Source organism: Spirillospora sp. CA-142024 (assembly GCF_050942325.1).
Classification (GTDB): domain Bacteria; phylum Actinomycetota; class Actinomycetes; order Streptosporangiales; family Streptosporangiaceae; genus Spirillospora.
Map to the genome: position 1 here is coordinate 5,200,187 of NZ_CP192077.1, position 21,725 is coordinate 5,221,911.

Annotated in this window: 14 protein-coding genes; 8 read left to right on the top strand and 6 right to left on the bottom strand. The window is 73.2% G+C overall.

The annotated features are described in order from the left end of the window. Positions 1-125: 125 nt before the first annotated feature. From ACQPZP_RS25065 to ACQPZP_RS25075, 3 genes are all read left to right on the top strand, one after another. Positions 126-5,585 carry a carboxyl transferase domain-containing protein gene (locus tag ACQPZP_RS25065; RefSeq protein ID WP_433472155.1) on the top strand — a complete coding sequence of 1,820 codons (5,460 nt, stop codon included), beginning with the start codon at positions 126-128 and terminating at the stop codon, positions 5,583-5,585. Further along, positions 5,582-6,505, top strand: coding sequence for a DMT family transporter (locus ACQPZP_RS25070; protein ID WP_433472156.1), 924 nt, complete (start codon positions 5,582-5,584; stop codon positions 6,503-6,505). The genes ACQPZP_RS25065 and ACQPZP_RS25070 overlap by 4 nt, the downstream gene beginning before the upstream one ends. A gap of 143 nt (positions 6,506-6,648) precedes the next feature. Further along, entirely contained in the window at positions 6,649-7,767 is a 1,119-nt protein-coding gene (locus ACQPZP_RS25075) for a class I tRNA ligase family protein (protein ID WP_433472157.1), read from the top strand. A 12-nt stretch (positions 7,768-7,779) separates the two neighbouring features. Here the strand turns inward: ACQPZP_RS25075 and ACQPZP_RS25080 are convergent, their stop codons facing one another. Then, positions 7,780-9,213 (bottom strand): sensor histidine kinase, encoded by a 1,434-nt coding sequence (locus ACQPZP_RS25080; RefSeq protein ID WP_433472158.1) that lies wholly within the window; start codon positions 9,211-9,213, stop codon positions 7,780-7,782. Further along, the gene (locus tag ACQPZP_RS25085; protein ID WP_433472159.1) at positions 9,210-9,944 is read right to left on the bottom strand and encodes a response regulator transcription factor; all 735 of its coding nucleotides are present in this window, start codon (positions 9,942-9,944) and stop codon (positions 9,210-9,212) included. The genes ACQPZP_RS25080 and ACQPZP_RS25085 overlap by 4 nt, the downstream gene beginning before the upstream one ends. A 114-nt stretch (positions 9,945-10,058) precedes the next feature. Here ACQPZP_RS25085 and ACQPZP_RS25090 point away from each other — a divergent pair, with 114 nt between their 5' ends. The 4 genes from ACQPZP_RS25090 to ACQPZP_RS25105 are packed head-to-tail and all read left to right on the top strand — an operon-like array spanning position 10,059 to position 13,380. Continuing rightward, a complete protein-coding gene (locus ACQPZP_RS25090; RefSeq protein ID WP_433472160.1) occupies positions 10,059-11,417 on the top strand; it encodes a ferredoxin reductase family protein in 1,359 nt (452 codons plus the stop codon). A gap of 13 nt (positions 11,418-11,430) precedes the next feature. Then, positions 11,431-11,865, top strand: a complete 435-nt coding sequence (locus tag ACQPZP_RS25095) for an FMN-binding protein (protein WP_433472161.1) — start codon at positions 11,431-11,433, stop codon at positions 11,863-11,865. Next, positions 11,858-12,634, top strand: coding sequence for an FAD:protein FMN transferase (locus ACQPZP_RS25100; protein WP_433472162.1), 777 nt, complete (start codon positions 11,858-11,860; stop codon positions 12,632-12,634). Before ACQPZP_RS25095 ends, ACQPZP_RS25100 begins: the two co-directional genes overlap by 8 nt. A 56-nt stretch (positions 12,635-12,690) precedes the next feature. Beyond that, the gene (locus ACQPZP_RS25105; protein ID WP_433472163.1) at positions 12,691-13,380 is read left to right on the top strand and encodes a response regulator transcription factor; all 690 of its coding nucleotides are present in this window, start codon (positions 12,691-12,693) and stop codon (positions 13,378-13,380) included. A gap of 72 nt (positions 13,381-13,452) precedes the next feature. Here ACQPZP_RS25105 and ACQPZP_RS25110 read toward each other — a convergent pair whose 3' ends face one another. Next, positions 13,453-14,442, bottom strand: coding sequence for an Acg family FMN-binding oxidoreductase (locus ACQPZP_RS25110; protein WP_433472164.1), 990 nt, complete (start codon positions 14,440-14,442; stop codon positions 13,453-13,455). 249 nt (positions 14,443-14,691) lie between these two features. Here ACQPZP_RS25110 and ACQPZP_RS25115 point away from each other — a divergent pair, with 249 nt between their 5' ends. Beyond that, positions 14,692-16,587: a hypothetical protein gene (locus tag ACQPZP_RS25115; RefSeq protein WP_433472165.1), complete on the top strand. Its 1,896-nt coding sequence runs from the start codon at positions 14,692-14,694 to the stop codon at positions 16,585-16,587. A 23-nt stretch (positions 16,588-16,610) separates the two neighbouring features. Here ACQPZP_RS25115 and ACQPZP_RS25120 read toward each other — a convergent pair whose 3' ends face one another. The 3 genes from ACQPZP_RS25120 to ACQPZP_RS25130 all read right to left on the bottom strand — a co-directional run bounded on the left by ACQPZP_RS25120 (position 16,611) and on the right by ACQPZP_RS25130 (position 21,589). Continuing rightward, entirely contained in the window at positions 16,611-17,807 is a 1,197-nt protein-coding gene (locus ACQPZP_RS25120) for an FAD-dependent monooxygenase (protein ID WP_433472166.1), read from the bottom strand. An 85-nt stretch (positions 17,808-17,892) separates the two neighbouring features. Then, positions 17,893-20,796, bottom strand: coding sequence for a BTAD domain-containing putative transcriptional regulator (locus tag ACQPZP_RS25125; protein WP_433472167.1), 2,904 nt, complete (start codon positions 20,794-20,796; stop codon positions 17,893-17,895). Positions 20,797-20,821: 25 nt separating this feature from the next. Continuing rightward, on the bottom strand, positions 20,822-21,589 hold the full coding sequence (locus ACQPZP_RS25130) for an SDR family NAD(P)-dependent oxidoreductase (protein WP_433472168.1): 768 nt from the start codon (positions 21,587-21,589) through the stop codon (positions 20,822-20,824). Between the last annotated feature and the right edge of the window lie 136 nt (positions 21,590-21,725).

A 21,725-nucleotide genomic window follows, 5' to 3' on the forward strand; every position in this document is an offset into this window, starting at 1 on the left:
CTGGAGCCGCTCAGCGTGCGATGTCAGCGACATGGCGCTCCGGGCCCGTAGACGGAAGGGTGAACACTGCCGGGGACCGCCGTGCCCCGGCAGTCGCATCGCTGTCTACAGGAGGGCTCGGTCGGGTGTTCAGTCGTGTCGCCATCGTCAACCGGGGTGAGGCGGCCATGCGCCTCATCCACGCCGTACGGGACCTCGCCGCGGAGACCGGGACACGGATCGAGACCGTCGCCCTGCACACCGACGTCGACCGCACCGCCACCTTCGTCCGGGAGGCGGACCTGTCCTACGACCTCGGTCCCGCCTCCGCGCGCCCGTACCTCGACCTGGCGGTGCTGGAGCGCGCGCTGGTCGAGTCCGGCGCGGACGCGGCGTGGGTCGGCTGGGGCTTCGTCGCGGAGGACCCGGCGTTCGCGGAGCTGTGCGAGAAGATCGGCGTCACCTTCGTCGGACCGAGCGCGGAGGCGATGCGCAGGCTCGGCGACAAGATCGGCGCGAAGCTGATCGCCGAGGAGGTCGGCGTGCCGGTCGCGCCGTGGAGCCGCGGCGCGGTCGAGACCCTGGACGCCGCGCTGGCGGCGGCTGCCGAGATCGGCTACCCGCTGATGCTGAAGGCGACCGCGGGCGGCGGCGGGCGCGGCATCCGCGTGATCACGGACGGGGCGGAGCTCGCCGACGCCTACGAGCGCACCAGCCAGGAGGCCGCGCGGGCGTTCGGCAGCGGCGTCGTGTTCCTGGAACGCCTGGTCACCGGCGCACGGCACGTCGAGGTCCAGGTGATCGCCGACGGCCAGGGGACGGCGTGGGCGCTCGGCGTCCGCGACTGCTCGGTGCAGCGGCGCAACCAGAAGGTCATCGAGGAGTCGGCGTCGCCGGTCCTCGAACCCGCGCAGGCCGCCGAGCTCAAGGCGTCCGCCGAGCGGCTGGCCGTCGCGGTCGGCTACCGCGGCGCGGCCACCGTCGAGTTCCTGTACCACCCCGGCGACCGGATGTTCGCCTTCCTGGAGGTCAACACCCGCCTGCAGGTCGAGCACCCGATCACCGAGGCCACCACCGGGTTCGACCTGGTCAGGGCGCAGCTGCACGTGGCGTCCGGCGGGCGGCTCGAAGGCGCGCCGCCGGTGGAGCGCGGGCACGCCGTCGAGGCCCGGCTGAACGCCGAGGACCCCGACCGCGACTTCGCGCCGTCCCCGGGCCGCATCGCCCGGCTGGCGCTGCCCGCCGGGCCCGGCATCCGGGTGGACACCGGCGTCCGCGAGGGCGACACCATCCCCGCCGACTTCGACTCGATGATCGCGAAGATCATCGCCTACGGCCGCGACCGCGACGAGGCGCTCGGCCGGCTGCGCCGGGCGATGGCGCAGACCACGGTGATCATCGAGGGCGGCGCGACGAACAAGAGCTTCGTGCTCGACCTGCTCGACCGGCCCGAGGTCATCGGCGCCAGTGCGGACACCGGCTGGATCGACCGCGTCCGCGCCGAGGGCGAACTCGTGTCCCACCGGCACTCCGCCGTCGCGCTTGCGGCGGCCGCCATCGAGGCGTACGAGGAGGGCGAGCGCGCCGAGCGGCAGCGGCTGCTGTCGACGGCGTCCGGCGGACGCCCGCAGGTGCGGCACGAGAGCGGCCGCCCGCTGGACCTCAAGCTGCGCGGCGCCGGCTACCGCGTGCGCGTCGCGCGGGTCGGCGCGCACCGGTTCCGCGTCGGCGTCGAGGCGGGCGACGGCGTCCGCACCGCCGACGTCGAACTCGACCGCTTCGACCGGCACACCGCGCAGATCGTCGTCAACGGCACCCGGTACCGCCTCCTGACGGGCACGCACGGGCCGGTCCACCTGGTCGAGGTGGACGGCGTGACGCACCGGGTCAGCCGCGACGAGGGCGGCGTCGTCCGCTCCCCCGCGCCCGCGCTGGTCGTCGCCACACCGCTGGAGGCCGGCGCCGAGGTCGAGGCGGGCGCGCCCGTGCTGGTACTGGAGTCCATGAAGATGGAGACGGTGCTGCGGGCGCCGTTCAAGGCGCGGCTGAAGGAATGCGTCGTCTCCGTCGGCAGCCAGGTGGAGGCCGGCGCGCCGCTGCTGCGGCTGGAGCCGCTCGCCGGCGACGACGACGAGGCCGGGGACGCCCCGTCCACCGCGTCCGTCGAACTGGACCTGCCCGCCGCCCCCGCGACGATCCCGGCGCGGGCGCGCGCCGCCCGCGGCCAGGAGGACCTGCGCAGCCTGCTGCTCGGCTTCGACGTCGACCCCCACGACGAGCGCCGGGTGCTCGACGACTACCTCGCCGCGCGCCGGGCCGCCGCCGAGGACGGCCATCGGCAGCTGGACCGGGAACTCGCCCTCATCGACGTGTTCGCCGACCTCGCCGAGCTGAGCCGCAACCGCCCGGCGGGCGAGGACGGCGCCGGTGACGGCCACGTCCACAGCGCCCGCGAGTACTTCCACACCTACCTGCAGAGCCTCGACGTCGAGCGGGCCGGGCTCCCCGCGGCGTTCCAGGACCGCCTCGGCAAGGCGCTCGGCCACTACGGCGTCACCGAACTGGACCGCTCCCCCGAGCTCGAGGCCGCGGTGTTCCGGATCTTCCTCGCGCAGCAGCGCGCGTCCGCCGACGCCACCGCCGTCGCGACGCTGCTGCGCGCATGGCTGCGCGAGCCGCCGCCCGCCGAGGCGCTGCGCGAACCCGCCGGGCTCGCGCTGGAGCGGCTCATCGCCGCGACGCAGATCCGCTTCCCGGTGGTCTACGACCTGGCGTGCGGCGTGGTGTTCGCCTGGTTCGCCCAGCCCCTGCTGCGCCGCAACCGCGCCCGCGCCTACGCCGGCGTCCGCGCGAACCTGCGTCACCTCGACGCGCACCCGGACGCCCCGGACCGCGACGAGCGCATCGCCGAGATGGTGCGCAGCACCGAGCCGCTGGTCCGGCTGCTCGGCCGGCGCCTCTTCCGCGGCGACCGGGACAACGCGGTCATGCTGGAGGTGCTGACCCGCCGGTACTACGGCAACAAGGGCCTGACGGGCGTCCGCACCGCCGAGGTCGCGGGCTCCACGTTCGTCGTCGCCGAGCGCGCCGGCTCGTGCCTGGTCTCCGCGGCGGTGAGCTTCGAGGCACTGGGCGGAGCGCTGCGCGGGCTCGCGGACCTGGCGGGCGGCGAGGACGCCGTCGACGCCGACATCTACCTCTCCTGGGAGAACCAGCCGGAGGACTTCGACGCGCTGGCGGCCGCGCTGCACGAGGCCGTCAACGCGCACCCGCTGCCGGAGCAGGTCCGCAGGCTCACCGCCACCGTCGCGGGCAGCAGCGGCGCGGTCATGCACCACCACTTCACGTTCCGCCCGTCCGCCGCCGGGATGGCCGAGGAGCGGCTGATCCGCGGCCTGCACCCCTACATCGCGCAGCGGATGCGGATGGAGCGGCTGAGCAGGTTCGACCTCACCCGGCTGCCGTCCTCCGACGAGGAGGTCTACCTCTACCAGTGCGTGGCGCGGGACAACCCGTCCGACGACCGCCTCGTCGCCTTCGCGCAGGTGCGGGACCTGACCGAGCTGCGCGACCACGACGGCAGGCTGCGCACGCTCCCGACGGCCGAGTACACCATCGCCACCTGCCTGGACTCGATCCGCCGCGCGCAGGCGCTGCGGCCGTCGAAGCAGCGCTTCAACACCAACCGGATCGTGATCTACGTCTGGCCGCCGAGCGACCTCACCCGCGCGGAGCTGGAGATGCTCGCCGAGCGCATGCTGCCGACGACGGCGGGCGCCGGGCTGGAGGAGATCGAGCTCATCGGGCGGCAGCGGGACCGGACGACCGGGGAGCTGGTCAAGACGTCCGTCCGCATCACCTTCGACGCGACCGGCGGCACCAGGCTGACCGTCGGCGAGCCGTCCGACGAGCCGATCGAGCCGATCGACGGCTACCGGCAGAAGGTGCTGCGCGCGAGCAGCCGCAACACCGTCTACCCGTACGAGCTGACCGAGGTGCTCGGCGACTTCGTGGAGCACGACCTCGACGACGGCCACGCGCTGGTCCCGGTCGACCGGCCGAAGGGACGCAACACCGCGGCGATCGTCGCGGGCGTCGTCACCACCCGGACCCGGCGGCACCCGCGGGGCGTGACCAGGGTCGTGCTGCTCGGCGACCCGACGAAGGCGCTCGGCGCGCTGTCGGAGCCGGAGTGCCGCCGCGTGATCGCCGCGCTGGAGCTGGCCGAGCGGATGCGCGTGCCGCTGGAGTGGTACGCGCTGTCGGCCGGCGCCCGGGTCTCCATGGAGTCGGGCACCGAGAACATGGACTGGGTGGCCGCGGCGCTCAAGCGGATCGTCGAGTTCACGCAGGACGGCGGCGAGATCAACGTCGTGGTCGCGGGCATCAACGTCGGCGCGCAGCCGTACTGGAACGCCGAGGCGACGATGCTCATGCACACCCGGGGCGTCCTCGTGATGACGCCGGACTCGGCGATGGTGCTCACCGGCAAGCAGGCGCTCGACTTCTCCGGCGGCGTGTCGGCCGAGGACAACTTCGGCATCGGCGGCTACGACCGGGTGATGGGCCCGAACGGGCAGGCGCAGTACTGGGCGCCCAGCCTGGTCGCCGCGCGGGACGTGCTCATGTCGTACTACGACCACACGTACGTCGCGCCGGGCGAGGACGCGCCGCGACGGGCGAAGACCACCGACCCCGCCGACCGGGACGTCTCCGACTTCCCGCACACCGTGGAGGGCAGCGACTTCACCACCGTCGGCGAGATCTTCTCCGCCGAGGCCAACCCGGACCGCAAGAAGCCGTTCGACATCCGGACCGTGATGCGGGCGCTCTCCGACCAGGACCACCCGGTGCTGGAGCGCTGGGCGGGCATGGCCGACGCGGAGACCGCGGTGGTGCAGGACGTCCATCTCGGCGGCATGCCGGTCTGCCTGCTCGGCATCGAGTCGCGCGCGGTGCCGCGGCGCGGTTTCCCGCCGACCGACGGCCCGGACGCCTACACCGCGGGCACGCTGTTCCCGCAGTCGTCGAAGAAGGCGGCACGGGCGATCAACGCGGCCAGCGGCAACCGGCCGCTGGTGGTGCTGGCGAACCTGTCGGGCTTCGACGGATCGCCGGAGTCGATGCGCAAGCTTCAGCTGGAGTACGGCGCCGAGATCGGCCGGGCCATCGTCAACTTCCGGGGCCCCATCGTGTTCTGCGTGATCTCGCGGTACCACGGCGGCGCGTTCGTGGTGTTCTCGAAGGCGCTGAACCCGAACATGACCGTGCTCGCGCTGGAGGGCTCGTTCGCCTCGGTGCTCGGCGGCGCCCCCGCCGCCGCGGCGGTGTTCGCCGGCGACGTCAACGCCCGCACGGCCGCCGACCCCCGCGTCCGGGACCTGGAGGCCCGCGTCGCGGCCGTCCCCGGCCCCGACCGGGCCGCGCTGATCGCGGAACTCGAGGAGCTCCGCGCGTCGGTCCGCACGGAGAAGCTCGGCGAGGTCGCCGCCGAGTTCGACCGCGTGCACGACATCCGGCGCGCGGTCGAGGTCGGCTCCGTCGACGCCGTCATCCCCCCGGCGGAACTGCGTCCCCGGATCATCGAGGCCATCGAGTCCCGGTGACCGCGGCGCAGGAATGCCGCGAACCGCGGGCGGCGCCGCGAGCCTGGACGATCAGAAGGTCGGCGGCGGCCGCCCTGCCGGTCGTGTTCGTGCCGATCTGGAGCAGCGGGTATCTCGCCGGGACGATCGGGGCGCGCAGCGGAGCGTCGCTCGCCCTGGTCGCCTGGCGGTTCCTCGCCGCGTTCGCCGTCCTGGGCACGGTCGCCCTCGTCACCCGCGCGCCCTGGCCCAAGGACCGGCGCATGTACGCGCACCTGCTCGTGACGGGTGTGCTGCTCCAGACGGTGCAGCTCGGCGGGGTGTTCTTCGGGCTGGGGCACGGAGTTCCGGCGGGACTGTCGTCGCTGATCCTCAGCGCCTGCCCGCTGATCGTCGCGGCCGTCGCGGTCCCGATGTTCTCCGAGCGGCTCACCGGACGCCAGTGGGCCGGGCTGGCCCTGGGACTGGCCGGCGTGGTCGTCTGCCTGAGCGAGAACCTGTCGGGCGGAGCCGCGGGCGCCGGGTACGCGTACACGGGGCTGGCGCTGGCCGGTCTCGCCGCCGGCACCCTCTACCAGAAGCGGTTCGGCGGCTCGGTCGATCTGCGGACGGGGACCACCGTCCAGCTCCTCGGCGCGACCGTCACCACGTTCCCGCTGGCCATGGCGCACGGCGGGCTGCACATTCCGCTCACCGCGCAGGCGCTCGGCTCACTGGCGTGGCTGGCGATCGTCAACTCGATCGGCGCGCTCATCCTGCTGTTCGTCCTGCTCCGGCGCGGTACGGGCGGTGCGGCGACCAGCCTGCTCTACCTGGTGCCGCCGGTGACCGCCGTGCTGGCCGTGCCGATCCTCGGCCAGGACATCACCGCGAGCGTGATCCTCGGCATGGCGATCTCGGGAGCGGGCGTCCTGCTCGTCCTGACGCGCGCACGCTCGTGATCGGCGTCTCCGGCCCGCACAGGTAGGCGGCGATCGCATGCGGGTTGATCGCGGACGACGGGTATGAGCCGGAGAGGAGGCCGGAAGGCCCGCGCCATGGGCCGCCTCCGGCTTCCTCGACCACCCGGAGGATCGGCACTCTCGTGGATCTCAACGCACCCGACCGCACCCTCAAGATCGGCGGTCACCCGCTCCCGGTCGTCGGGCCGGCCCGGATGTACGTCTGCGGGATCACCCCGTACGACGCGACCCACCTCGGCCACGCCCGCACGTTCGTCTGGGCCGACGTCGCCGCCCGCGTCCTGCGCCACGCGGGAGGCGACGTGCGCGTGTGCCGCAACGTCACCGACGTCGACGACGTGCTGAACCAGGCCGCCCACCGCGCCGGCAGCCCCTACGACAGCTTCGCCGCCGTCCAGCAGTTCTATTTCGAAGGCGATCTGGACGCTCTCGGCGTCCATGCCGTCGACCATCAGCCCCGCGCGCACAACCACGTCAGGGAGGTCGTCGCGCTCGCCCAGGGCCTCGTCGCGTCCGGTCACGCCTACGTCCGGGACGGCGCCGTCTACTTCCGCGGAGCCGACGTCCCGCGGCGGGCGGGCCTCGGCGCCGGCCAGGCGCACGATCTCCTGGCCGAGTACGGTGACGCGCCCGACGATCCCGGGAAGGGGGATCCGTTCGACGTCGCCGTCTGGCGCCCCTCGCGATCGGGCGAGCCCGCCTGGCCCAGCCCGTGGAGCGCGGGACGGCCCGGCTGGCACGCCGAATGCGCCGCGATGGCCATGACGACCTTCGGCCCCGCGCTCGACCTGCACGCCGGCGGCACCGATCTGCGGTTCCCGCACCACGCCTACGAGGCGGCCATGGCCGAGGCGCTCACCGGTGTCCGCCCGTTCTCCCGGGCCTGGCTGCATGTGGGCATGGTCCGCCGGGACGGCGTCAAGATGGCCAAGTCCACCGGCAACCTGGTCCTGGTCTCCGACCTGATCCGGCATCACCCGGCTCCGGCGGTCCGGTTCATGCTCATCACCGAGCCCTGGACGCAGGAGTGGGACTACACGGCCGAGGTCCTCGACCGTGCCGCGGCCGACCTGGACCGGCTCCACCTCGCCGCCGGCCGCAGCAACTCCTCCTCCGCGGCCGAGGCGGCCGTAACGCGGGCGCTGCTCGACGACCTCGACGTGCGCACGGCGCTCGACATGGCGGAGCAGGAGGGCGGCAGAACCGCCCGCCTGGTCATGAGCATCCTGGCACTCGGCTGAACCCCGGCGCAGTCACCGGTTCTCCGCGTCCGATACCGGGAGGGTGACGCGGAAGACCGTGCGCTCTCCGCCGACGAGTTCGGCGGCGCCGCCGTGGGCGGTGGCGACCGCCTGGACGATCGCCAGCCCCAGGCCCGTGCTGCCCGAAACGCGGGAACGCCCCTGGTCGGCGCGGACGAATCGCTGGAAGATCTCTTCGCGGAGCTCGGCGGGGATGCCGGGGCCGTCGTCCTCCACGTCGAGGACGACCTCCCTTCCACGTGCGGCGAGCCGGACGGTGACGTGCGTGCCGGGGGGTGTGTGGGCGCGGGCGTTGGCGAGCAGGTTGGCGATCAGCTGGTGCACGCGGCGGGGGTCTCCGGTGATGGTCACCGGTTCCTCGGGGAGCACCAGTTCCCAGCGGTGCCCGGGGCCGGCGGCGCGGGCGTCGGCGGTGGCGTCCAGGACGAGCCGGGTCAGGTCCACCGGGCGCTCGTCCAGCGGGCGGCCGGCGTCCAGACGGGCGAGGAGCAGCAGGTCGTCGACCAGTTCGGACATCCGCACCGATTCGGCCTCGATGCGTCCGAGCGCGTGCTTCACGTCCGGCGGTACGGGCTCGGACGTGCGCAGGGCGAGTTCGGCGTGACCGCGGATCGCGGCGACCGGGGTGCGCAGCTCGTGGCTGGCGTCGGCGGCGAAGCGGCGGAGCCGTTCCTCGCTCGCGTGCCGCCGGGCCAGCGCGTTCTCGACGTGGCCGAGCATCCGGTTGAGCGCGGCGCCGACCCGGCCGACCTCGGTGCCGGGATCGGTGTCGGGCACGCGCTCGGGCATCGTCACCTCGCCGCTGGCCAGGGGCAGCTCGGTGACCCGGGTCGCGGTCGCGGCGACCCGCCGGAGCGGGCGCAGCGCGAGCCGGACCCAGGCCGCCGCGGCGATCCCGGCGGCGGCGAGCACCGCCGCGAAGACGATCAGCTCGACCAGGACGACGCGGTGCAGCGTCTCCTCGACCGGCCGCAGCGGAAGCCCGGTGACCAGTACGTCTCCGTCGTCCCCGCGGACGGCCATCACCCGGTACTCCTCCAGCGCCGAAAGGGACAGCGAACGCCCCCGGCCGTCGGGTGGGACTGCGGCCAGGGCGCGCCGGTCCGCGGGGCTGAGCGGCACGGGGTCGTCGGAGCTGTCGCGGACGACCGCGGCCTGCGTCACCGTCCCGCGGAGCAGCCGCGCGCCGAACGTCCCCGGCGCCTGCCCGCGGGTGTCGGGACGGTTGTCGGCGTCACGGCTCGCCTCGTGTTCCAGGCTGGCCGGGAACCGCCCGCCCGACGCGGTCAGCTGCCCGTCCAGCCGGCCGGCGAGGAACCGGTCGAGCGCGGTCACGGTGGCGATCCCGACGGCGAGGCAGCTCAGCGCCAGCAGCACGACCAGCCCGGCGGTGAGCCGGGCCCGCAGCGTGCGCGGGCCTCTCACGGAGCCTCCGGCTTCAGCACGTACCCGACACCGCGCACCGTGTGGATCATCGGCGCGCGGCCCGCGTCGATCTTCTTGCGCAGGTAGCTGATGTACAGCTCGACGACATGGGCCTGCCCGCCGAAGTCGTAGTCCCAGACGCGGTCGAGGATCTGCGCCTTGCTGAGGACCCTGCGCGGGTTGCGCATCAGGAACCGCAGCAGCTCGAACTCGGTCGGGGTCAGCTCGACGACCCGGCCGTCGCGGGTCACCTCGCGGGCGTCCTCGTCCATGCCGAGCCCGCCGACGGTGAGCAGCCGGGCCGCGCCGGCCTGCCGGGTCATGCCGGCCCGGCGCAGCAGCCCGCGCAGCCTCGCCAGGACCTCCTCCAGGCTGAACGGCTTGGTCACGTAGTCGTCGCCGCCCGCGGTGATGCCCGCGATGCGGTCCTCCACGGCGTCCCGGGCGGTCAGGAACAGCACGCAGACGTCCGGGGCTCCGGCGCGCAGCCGCCGCAGCACCTGCAGGCCGTCGATGTCGGGGAGCATCACGTCCAGCACGACGGCGTCCGGACGGAAGTCGCGCGCGACGGCGAGCGCGCCCGCGCCGTCGCCGGCCGTCCGCACCGCCCAGCCCTCCGAGGCCAGCACCCTGGACAGCACCTCGGCCAGGTCCGGCTCGTCGTCGACGACGAGGACCCGGACGGGCGTTCCGTCGGCTCGGCGCAGGCGCGCGGGATCGTCCTTCGTCATGGTCCGGCCAGCTTCCCTCTCCAACCTCTGGGTTCTCTCTGAGAAGGCTCTGAGGGGCGCCTCCGCCCATGGTGTCAGAGGGAACTCAGAAACTGCGTTGGCAGGGTGGCCGCCATGGCGACGACCAGGTACGACATCATGCGGCCGGCACCGCGGGTCCGGCGGGCGGCGTGGCGTGTCCCGCACTGGTGGCCGCAGGTGCTGATCTACGCGGGCGCGGCGCTGGTGCTGGCCCTGTGGTGGCGGAGCACCCGATCGGTCACCGGCCTGGACGGCTGGCTGACCGAAGCGGGGCGCGTCACCGGGCTGCTCGCCGGCTATGGATGCGCCGTCCTGCTGGCCCTCATGGCCCGCGTCCCGGCGCTGGAACGGGGCGTGGGCACCGACCGGCTGGCGCGCTGGCACGCGATGGGCGGCCGGTACACGATCTGCCTCGTCTCCGCGCACGCCCTGCTGATCATCTGGGGCTACGCGGTGACCGCCCGGACCGGCGTCGTCCGGGAGACGGCGACGATCGTCATCGACTACCCGGAGATGCTCAAAGGGACGGCCGGGTTCGTGCTCCTCCTCGGCGTCGGGATCACCTCGGCCCGGGCGGCGCGGCGGCGGCTGCGGTACGAGACCTGGCACTACCTGCACTTCGTCACCTACCTGGCGATCTTCCTCGCCTTCTCCCACCAGCTCGCCAACGGGGCCCAGTTCGCCGGGACGACCTGGGCGAAGGCCGCCTGGTACATCCTGTACGCCGGCGTCGCCGTCACCCTCGCCTGGTTCCGTTTCCTGATGCCGGCCGTGCGCGGGATCCGGCACGGGCTGCGGGTCACCGCCGTCCACGCCGAGGCTCCCGGGGTCGTCTCGGTCTACATGACCGGGCGGTACCTGGACGGGCTGCGCGCCGAACCGGGCCAGTTCTTCCGCTGGCGGTTCCTCGCGCCCGGTCTGTGGTGGACGGCCAACCCGTACTCGCTGTCGGAGCCGCCCCGGGGACACCGGCTCCGGATCACCGTCAAGGACGCCGGAGACCACAGCCGCGCCCTCGCCCGGCTGAGGCCCGGCACCCGGGTGTGGGCGGAGGGCCCCTACGGCGGCTTCACCGGGGCGCGGCCTCGTCACGACCGGGCCCTGCTGCTCGCCGGCGGTGTCGGGATCACCCCGCTGCGGACGCTGTTCGAGACCCTGCCCGGCGGCGTGACGCTCGTCTATCTCGCCCGCCGCCCCGAGGATCTCGCCCTGCGCGGCGAACTGGACGCGATCGCCGCCGTCCGGGGAGCCCGGGCGCACTACTTCGTGGACGAGCCGTCCGGCTTCTCACTGCCGCTGAACGGGCGGTCGCTGCGCGGCCTGATCCCCGACATCCGGCACCGGGACGTCTACCTGTGCGGACCGCCCGGCATGACGGCCGCCGCCCTGCGCGCCCTCAAGCAGGCCGGCGTGCGGCGCCGCCACATCCGCACCGAATCGTTCGAGTTCTGAGGGAGTCGCCCGCATGCGCCGAGCCTTGTTCACGACCAGCGCGACGGTCGCCGGCGTCGTGCTGCTGCTGTCGCTGAAGCCGCACCAGCAGACGCTCCCCGCGACCCCGCGGGGAGCTCCGAGCGGCGGGACGGGCGGTGTCACCGGCAGCGGCACGGCTGCCGGTCCGGCGGACGGAGCCTACCGAGGACGCAGCGTCGACACCCGGTACGGCCCGGTCCAAGTCGAGATCACGATGTCGGGCGGCCGCATCAGCGGCGTCCACGTCCTTCGCGCGCCGTCGGAGAACGGCCGCGACCGCGAGATCGCCGCCCGCGCGCTGCCCCGCCTCACCCGCGAGGCCCTCGCCGCGGGCAACGCGCGCATCGACGCCGTCTCAGGCGCCACGTACACCAGTGAGGGCTACATCTCGTCCCTGCAGAGCGCCCTGGACAAGGCCCATGCCTGACGCGATCCGCCACGTCGAGCACGTGATGGGGACGGTGTTCTCCTTCGACATACGCACGCCCCGGACACCCTCCATCACCGTGGCACTCGCCCAGGCCGTCGCCTGGCTGCACCACGTCGACCGCGTCTTCTCCCCCTACCGCCGCGACAGCCAGATCACCCGCCTCGCCGAAGGGCGGATCGGGGCCGGTGAATGCGACCCCGAAGTCGCCGGCGTCCTGAGACGCTGCGCCGACCTCGAACACATCACCGGCGGCGCGTTCACCGGCGAACCGGGCGGCCGCCTCGACCCCAGCGGCCTGGTCAAGGGATGGGCGATCGAGCGCGCGTCCACGATCCTCCACGAGGCCGGCGCACACGACCACTGCGTGAACGGCGGCGGCGACATCCAGTTGCGCGGAGAGGCCTCGCCGGGAAAGCCGTGGCAGATCGGGCTCGCCGACCCGCACGACCGGGCCCGGCTGATCGCCGTCGTCCGCGGACGCGATCTCGCCATCGCCACCTCGGGCACCGCCGAACGCGGCCCGCACATCCTGGACCCACGGACCGGCCGTCCAGCCACCGCCCTCGCCTCGATCACACTGACCGGACGCCACCTCACCAACGTGGACGCCCTCGCCACCGCCGCCTTCGTCATGGGGGACGCCGCCCGCTCGTGGACGGAGACCCACCCCGGTGTCGAGGCCCTCGCCGTGACGGCCGGCCGCTCCATGTGGTGGACGCCCGGCTTCGAAAGCATCGCCGTGCTCCCCGCGGCGCGCTCCACCTGAGCCCGGGCGGCGGGGTAGCGTCGGATACACCGCCACCGAACGAGGGAACAGGTGCGATGACCAGCGAGGGCCGGCAGGGCGCCGGGACGATCCGGGTGTTCCTCCTGGACGATCATGAGGTGGTCCGGCGTGGCGTGGCGGCGCTGCTGTCCGCCGAGGACGGCATCGAGATCGTCGGCGAGGCCGGCACCGCGGCCGAGGCGATCGCGCGGATCCCGGCCGTCCGGCCCGACGTGGCGGTCCTGGACGTCCGCCTGCCCGACGGCGACGGCGTCACCGTCTGCCGCGAGATCCGCTCCCACATGCCCGAGCTGGCCTGCCTGATGCTCACCTCCTTCGACGACGAGGACGCCCTTTTCGACGCGGTGATGGCGGGGGCGGCAGGCTACGTCCTCAAACAGATCCACGGCTCGGACCTGGTCGGCGCCGTCCGCACCGTCGCCACCGGCCAGTCCCTCCTCGACCCGCGCAGCACCGCCCGCATGCTGGAGCGGCTCCGCACCCGCCAGGAGAAGAAGGACCCCCTCAAGCCCCTCACCGACCAGGAACGCCACATACTGGAACTGATCGGCGAGGGCCTTACCAACCGGCAGATCGGCGAACGGCTCTTCCTCGCCGAGAAGACGGTGAAGAACTACATCTCCAATATGTTCGCCAAACTCGGCATGAGCCGCCGCACACAAGCCGCCGCCCTCGCCGCCCAACTCAAAGCCGCCTCTTCCCGCCCCAAGGAAAGGCGCGACTAAGACGGGCGGATACCGACCCGCGCCCAGCGCGCCGTGACCGTGGAAGGCCACCGCCACGCCCGGCGCGGCAGGTCAGGGCTCCTCGATCAGGACCTCCTCGACGGGGCGCCGCACGGTCGCCAGCCGCTCCCCCTCGGCGACGCCGATGCGCAGCAGCATCTGCGGATGGTCGTCGCCGCAGAAGTTCGTGCGGATAAAAGCACGCAAGTCGGGAACCTCAAGCGCCTGCGTATGGAAAGCCGCCGACAGGCCGTGCTCGTCGGCCAGCAGCAGGAGGCGCTGCAGTGCCTCGCCCGCATGCAGCCACGCCTCGGGAGAGTCCTCCCGCGTGACGAGCAGTGCGACCATCCCGGCGAGCGCAGCGCCCTCGCCGGCAGCCGGCTCGACGCCCCACCCTTGTCCGCGGGCGAAGTCCCGGGGCGGGAAGTCCGGTTCGGTGCGCGGCGTCTGCTGGGGGTAGGCGGCATGCTGGACGCCGTCCCTGCGGGCCGTCTTGGGCGCCGGCGCCCAGCGGGCGATCTCGGACGCGTAGGCGGGGGTGCGGCGCTGAACGTGCTCGGCCGCGTCGGTCAGGGCGGCCAGCGCACCCTTGACGTGCGGGTCGACCGCCTGGACAAGCCTGGCACCCTCGTTTTCCGCCGCGTACCGCAAAGCCGTCTGGACGCCCGCGGGCACAGGCTCGGGGCGGAATCCGCCCCGGTGGGTGCGGCGCCGTCTGATGTGCGCGTGATCCCGAACGGCCTCGTCGTCCACGGGGCCCGCGCCCACGTCGACGTAGACGTCGGCGAGCAGGTGTGGACGCTCCGGATCGGGCAGCAGCCGCACCACCGGTTCATATCCGCACGCCCGCAGCGAGAGCCGCAGGTTGTGCAGCGCGGCGCCACAACCGATCAGCATTTCGCGGCCGTCCGGGTCGGCCACGTCCAGCCGCCGGTCCGCGTCCGCCCGCAGGCTGATCCGCGACCCGCGGACGCTGAACCGCCACGGCTGTGTGTTGTGCACGGACGGGGCCCAGACCGCGTCCTCGACCGCCTCGCGGACGACGTCGTCGATGGATGCCAAAGCCCCTCTCCTTGTTCGCATTGGTCACTCCTCCTCTCTGCTTCCAGCGCACCACCTGGCGCTGATTGGCGGCAGGGCCGAAAGTCCATTGCAAGTGAGGCCGTGCGGCATGGAGTGATGTGAAAGGCTGCGGCAGTGGCAGATGAGACCGAACAGGCGGATGGTCGAGCGTGGCTTCCCGAGCATGAACGCAATCTTCAAGGTGCGCTGAGCGAACTCGCTACGAAACACGGGTTCGACGCGCGGACCATGAGCACGCTCGCTCATATCGATCTGGTGGGCCGTTTCCTGGCCGGCGCGGAGGATCCGGCGACGACCGCGGCCAGGCAGACGTTCGAGATCTGTCCCTGGGGACCATTGCTCGGCCGGATCGGCGCCGTGGCCTTGCGGAGCGTTTCGCCGGTCACCCCCGAGCACTGTCGCGAAGCCCTGCTGGCACTGCTGGAGGTCTGGTCACGCTCACCGATGGCCGATCCGGCCGCCAGGCTGCGCAAGGGAAGAGTGGCCGCGAGTGCCACTGCCGCCCGTGACGAGCACGGGGTCGCCGTGACGGTCGGAGGCGGCAACGCGGAATGGATCGCGCGCAAGAACCCGGAGATGGTCTTCGTCGATCGCGCCTTCGGGCAGGGCGAACCGCCCGCCCTCGGCACTGTCGTGGAGGTCGCCGAGGCACCCTTGAGGTGGGGCGACACCGATCAGCTCACGCGGCTGGTCGCGTTGGTCCGCGCCAACGGCCCGGTGCCCTGGGACCGCAAGGCCGTGGACGTCCTGGCCGAAGGGATCGGGACGTCACGCGCCACCGCCGCGCTGGCGCTGTGCGGGTTCCTCGGGCACCCCAACGCCCGTGCGGACAAACTGACCGCCGAGGCCCGCAAGACCCTCAAGGTCCGGGTCGGCGACGTCCGCGACGCGTGGTTCCGGGACATGGACGGGCACACCGACGAGGATCGGCTCGAACTGCTCGCCGAGGTAATCCCCAAGGATCCGGAGCGATTGTGGGAGCCGGGTGGGCTCAGCGAGGTCGCTCTGCGTTTGTCGCAGGCGTGGCAGAAGAGATTCGGTGAGAAGAAGCCCGTGCCCCTTGGCACCGTCCAGGCCGCTGAACACGTGGCCCCAAAGGTCACCGGCGGCCAGCTGTGCGCATGGCTGGCGGATCCCAACGCGGTCCCGCTGCTCACAAAGGACTTGGACACCTGGCTGGAATCCGCCGACGGCGTCAGGTACAAGACCCAGAAGTGCGTCCCGTTCACCGAGATGCTGACGATGGAGAACCTCATCGAAGCGGTCACGATGGGGCTCCGCTGGTCCTACGAAGAGCTTCCCGCCGGTGATCCGGTGCGTGACGGCGCCCCCGCGGCCTACGAGCTGCTGCTGCGGCGGCTGGCCCATCCCGGCCTGTTGCTGTCGGCCTGCTCCTTCGACGTCGGGCGGCAGGGAGCCGACGCGACCACCCGCAGGTTCGGAACCGTCCCCTACCGCGGCCCGGCCGAACTCACCGTCGAGTACGTCGACGACGGCCTCACCGTCGCCGAGGTGGTCACCGGCCGGGGGCTGGCAAGCCTGTACTTCCGCCCCGCCCTGTACGGCGCGGACGACCGAACCCAGCGCCTGGCCGAGGCGGTGGACGCGTCTAGGACCTACAGCAGGCACAACGTCGAGCGCGTACGCATGCTGCACAGTGACGCGGCCAAGGCCCTCGCCCGCCGCATCAGTTCCCGCGTACTGCCGGAAGGGGCCTACGAAGCCGATCCGTCGGCGTCGGCACCGTCCCTGGTCCAGGAGGCGGGCCGGCATCTGGACGTCCCACCCGACGCCGCCGTGCTCTACCTCCAGCTGCTGACCCTTCGCGAACCGACGGACCGCAACGTGCGGAAGTGGAATCGCTGGACCCCGGCCCGCCGCCGCAAGGCCGCCGACGCCCTGGTGGCCCGGAACCTGGTGGTCCAGGACGAGCGAGCGCGCGCCGGACGCACGACTTTCCTCCCCGGCGCATGGATCGAGGGCGGCACCCCCCTGGAAGCGTGGAAGAGCGAGCTCTATACCGCGGCCGACGTCGAGGACACCGGCACTCCCTTCATCTGGCGGCCGCTGCCCGACCGCTTCACCCACGCCTGGACCCGCGTTCAGGCAGGCGAGGCCCCCTGACCTGAAGCCGAGGGGCGTCCCGCCTACCACCGGGCGAGTTCGCGGTAGTCGCGGAGGGTGATGTTCTCCGCCGTCTTGCGGGCGATCTTGGAGGCCATGTTCTTGCCCGGCAGGTACGGCATGACCTTGTAGTAGCGGTTGAGGAAAGTGGCCAGGGCACGGTTTCCGGGGACCATGAGCTTGGCTACTCCGTCGCCCATCTTCTGGCAGCCCAGGGCGTACTCGCGCATCTCCTCCTCGTACCGCTTGAACGCGACGCGGTGGTCGCCGTGGGCGGCGGCCAGCTCGCCCGCCAGGACGTACGCGCCGACCAGGGCGAGCCCCGACCCCATGCCCGACAGCGAGGACGGGCAGTAGGCGGCGTCGCCGACCAGGGCGACCCGGCCGCGGGACCAGGTGTCCATGCGGACCTGGCCGACCGAGTCGAAGTAGAAGTCCGGCGCGTACCGCATGTCGTGCAGCAGCCGGTCGCTCTCCCAGCCGTTCCCGGTGAAGGTCTCGGCGAGGACGGCCTGCTGCCGCGCAACGTCACGGCGGTCCAGGTCCACTTGCGGCGAGGCGAAGTAGAAGACGGCCCTGGCCTCGGTGTTGTGGCGGGCGCTGTACATGGCGACGAGCTTGCCCGCGGTGCGGTAGGCGTGCCCGGTGTGGTCGAGCCCGAGGCGGTTGGCGGTGGTGAAGATCGCGCAGTGCACGCCCAGGTGCTTCACGAACTGCTCCTCCGGCCCGAACGTCAGGCGGCGGGTGTTGGAGTGCAGCCCGTCCGCCCCGATCACCAGGTCGAACCGGCGCGGCCCGCCGCGCTCGAAGGTCACGTTCACGCCGTGGGCGTCTTCGGTGAGCGAGGTGATGGAGTCGCCGAAGACGTACTCGGTGTGCTGCCTGGTCGCGTCGTACAGGACCCGGGCCAGGTCTCCCCGGAGGATCTCGATGTCCCCGGCGAACATGTCCGCCGGCAGCTTGGCCTGCGGCTTGCCCGCGCTGTTGACGTACGACATCGAGCCCATGCCGGTCCGGGCGCGTTCGAGGTCGTCCAGGACGCCCATGCGGCGCAGGACCGTCAGGTGGGCCTCGCCGCGGAAGTCGACGGCGTAGCCGCCGTCACGGAGAGCGGGGGCGCGCTCCACGATGGTGGCCTCGAAGCCGTGCCGGTGGAGCCAGTAGGCGAGCGCGGGGCCCGCGACGGAAGCGCCGGAGATCAGTACCTTGAGGTTCGTCATGCCTCAGAGCTTCCAGGGGGGCGCTCACCGCGGGCTCACCGTGCGCTCACCGTGGCGGGATGACCGCGGTGTGGGATGACCGTGCTCACCGGCCCGGGGTCACGGCCTTGAGGACGGACTCGACGACGTTCTCGGACAAGCCGAGAATGCGCAGCACCTCCGGGGCGGGCGCCCCCATCGTGTCGACGACTTCAGCGGCCTGCCGGTAGTGCTCGCGCGCCTCGGCGTGGTGGCTCCGGGCCACGGCGACGCACCCGAGGCCGGTGAGCGCGCGGACCCGGGGCCCCAGGCTCTTGATCCAGTGCGGGTCGATCCGCTCCAGCGCCTCGGTGTACAGCCGTTCCGCCTCGGCCAGGTCGCCCTCCTCAAGGGCGATGTCGCCGAGCCCGCGCAGGGCCGCCGCCAGGTAGGTGGAGCTGCCGGCGCGGCGGGCGAGCGCCGCGGCCTTCGCATAGTCGGCACGGGCCGCCGCCGGATCGTCCCCGGCGAGGTGATCGCCGCGGTTGACCAGCAGGTCGGCGCCGTCCTCCAGGGCACCGAGCGATTCGGTGAGCAGGAGGGCCTCGTCGGTCAGCGCGATCGCACGCGCCCGGTCGCCTCGCGTGCCCGCCACGCCGGCGAGCGTGTCCAGGGCCAGCGCCATGCCCCAGCGGTCACCGAGCGAACGGAATCCCTCCAGGGCCGAGCCGAAGGAGTCCTCGGCCGCCGCGGGGTCCCCGTCGCCGAGGTGCCCGAATCCCGACACGTAGTGGGCGGCGGCCCGCGCCCACGGCTCGGGGCAGTCGCGCTGGGACGAGACGAGCGCGAACGCGCCCTGCGGGTCGGGTCCGCCCGCGTTCCGCATCATCCACAGCAGCAGGACGACCGGGTAGCGGCCCGGCCGGTCGCCGGGCCACGCGGCCGCCAGCGCCTCGCCGGCCGCCGCGCGGTGCCGCTCCCACACCTGCCCCCCGGCGCCCGACGCCGCGAGCAGCACGCACGTCGCGTACTCCTCGCCGAGCTCGTCGGGGACCGCCCCGCCCACCGCCGCGAGCAGTGTGATCGCCTGCGGCGCGACCGAGGCGGACGCGCCCCGGATCCACAGGAAGTTGAACGCCGCGGCGAGCAGCTCGAAGGCCGTCTCCACCTCCGGCTCCTCGACCGCCCAGCGCAGCGCCGCCAGGAGGTCACCGTGCTCGGCGGCCACGACGGGCAGCCACTCCAGCTGCTCGCCTCGCCGCAGATGCGGGTCGGCCGCCCGCATCAGCTCCAGGAGGCGCTCGGCGTGGGCGCGCCGTACGGATTCTCGCTCGCCCGCCGCGTCGAGCCGTTCGGCACCGTACGCGCGGATCGTCTCCAGCATCCGGTAGCGGCCGCCCGAGACCTCCAGCAGCGACTTGTCGGCGAGCGACTCCAGTGTCCCGCCGTCGGTGCCGCACACCCGCAGCGCGGACTCGGCCGTCGCGCCGCCGGCGAAGATCGTGAACCGCCGCGCGGCCCGTTCCTCGGGCTCGGAGAGCAGGTCCCAGCTCCACGCGACCACCGAGCGAAGCGTGCGGTGCCGCCTGTCCGCCGTACGGTTGCCGCGGGCGGCGACACCGAGCAGGTCGTCCAGCCGTCCCGCGAGGTCGTCGATGTCCAGGATGCGCGACCGCGCAGCCGCGAGCTCGATGGCCAGCGGCAGGTCGTCGAGCGCCGCGCAGATCCGCCGCACGACCCCGGGGTCGGCGGCGAAGAAGCGCCGCACGGCGCCGGCCCGCTCGATGAACAGCCGGACGGCCGCGTCGCCGTCGAGCGGCCGCACCTGGAAGAGGTGCTCGCCGATGATGCCGAACGGCTCCCGGCTCGTGGCCAGCACGCGCAACCGCGGGCAGGTCGCCAGCAGCCGCGCCGCCAGCTCGGCGACCTCGTCGACGATGTGCTCGCAGTTGTCCAGGACGAGCAGCAGCACCTGGTCGGACAGCGCCGCGATCAGCCGGTCGACCGGCGCCTTCGCGCCACCGTCCATCTGGAGCCCGTTCTCGCGCAGGCCGAGCGCGCCCAGCAGCGCCTGCGGAAGCCCGGCGCCGTCGCGCAGCGGGGCCAGCTCCACGAAGCACACCTGGTCCGCGGCGCCCCCGGCGCCCGCGACCTCGACCGACAGCCGGGTCTTGCCGACGCCGCCGGGCCCGATCAGGGTGACCAGCCGGGCCACCCGCAGCACCTCGGCGACCTCGGCCACCTCGTCGGCGCGGCCCACGAAGCTCGTCAGCTGGGCGGGCGGCGCGGCGGGCGACGGCGCCGGGTCGGCGCTCAGCAGCTCCCGGTGCAGCGCGGTCAGCTCGGCGGAGGGGTCGGCGCCCAGCTCGTCGGCCAGGTGCCGGCGGGTCTCCTCGAACACCACCAGCGCCTCGGCCTGCCCGCCCTCGGCGAACAGCGCCCGCATCAGCAGCCCCGCCGGCCGTTCCCGGAGCGGATGGCGGCCGACCAGCTCGCGCAGCTCCGGCACGGCCGCTCTGTGCTCGCCGAGCCGGAGCCCGGCCTCGATGCGGTCTTCGAGCGCCCCGAGCCGCTGCTCTTCCAGCCGTACGGCGGCGCCTTGGGCCGTGTCGCTCTCGGGCAGGCCGGCCAGCGCGGGTCCCCGCCACAGCTTCAGGGCCTCGTTCAGCAGGGCGACCGCCCGTGCGGCGTCGCCGTCGGCCAACGCCGCACGGCCCTCCCCGGCCAGCCGCTCGAACCGGGAGGCATCCACATCGTCCGGTTCGACCACGATCCGGTAGCCCGCCCCGGCCCGCTCGATCGCGGCCCCGGCTCCCAGTGCGGATCGGAGCCTGGACACCTGGGACTGCAGCGAATGCGCCGACAGCGCCCCGGCGGGGTCGATCTCGTCGGCCAGCCGGTCCGCCGAGACGACCTCTCCGGGACGCACCAGCAGCAGGGCCAGCAGCGCCCGCCTGGCCGGGCCGCCCAGCGGGACCTCGCCGCCGTCGCCGTGCCAGGCCCGGGTCTCCCCGAGGATTCCGAACCGCATACCGGTGATTATCCACCGGCGGCGATCATGGGCCGATCGGGCCGAGGAACGTCCCGCCGGAGACGTCGACGGTCTGGCCGGTCACCCAGCGGCCCTGCGGGCCCGCCAGGAACCCGACGACGTCCGCGACGTCCTCGGGCTCGCCCAGCCGCCCCAGCGCGGTGATCGACTCCAGCCCGGCGACCACCTCCGGGATGGAGGTGTAACCCGCGGTCATGTCGGTGCGGACCGCGCCGGGCGCGACCGTGTTCACCGTGATGCCGCGACGGCCGAGCTCGTTGGCCAGCGACGGCGCCATCGACTCCAGCGCCGCCTTGCTGATCGTGTAGCCGATCTGGGTGGAGACCGCGAACCGGCTGGCCGTGGAACCCATGTTGATGATGCGGCCACCGTCGTTCAGCAGCGCCATCGCGTGCTGGATCACGAAGAACGGGGTGGCGACATTGATCTCCAGCAGCCTGCCGAGCTCCTCCGGAGTGACCTGCGAGATCGGGTTGACCGAGCTGATGCCCGCGTTGTTGACCAGGATGTCCAGCCCGGCCCCCGCCAGCCCCGCGACCAGTTCCTCGAACAGCCGGCCCACTGCGCCGTCCTCACCGAACCGCGCCCGGATCGCGAACCCCCGGCCGCCCGCCTCCTCGATCCGCGCCACGGTCTCCCTGGCCGCCTCGTCGTCACCGCCGTAGTGGACGGCCACCAGTGCTCCCTCGGCCGCCAGCCGCAGCGCGACCGCCCGGCCGATTCCGCGCGAGCCGCCGGTCACCAGTGCCGTCCGGCCGGTCAGAACGTTCATCCGTGTCGCTCCCTGTTCACTGGCCGGCCTCTGGCGGATCCGGCGATGACCGAACAGTGGCGGCAGGCGCTCACCGAACACTCACCGCAGGCTCACCGGGGCAGATCGCCACCCGGGCCGACGACAACTGACACCC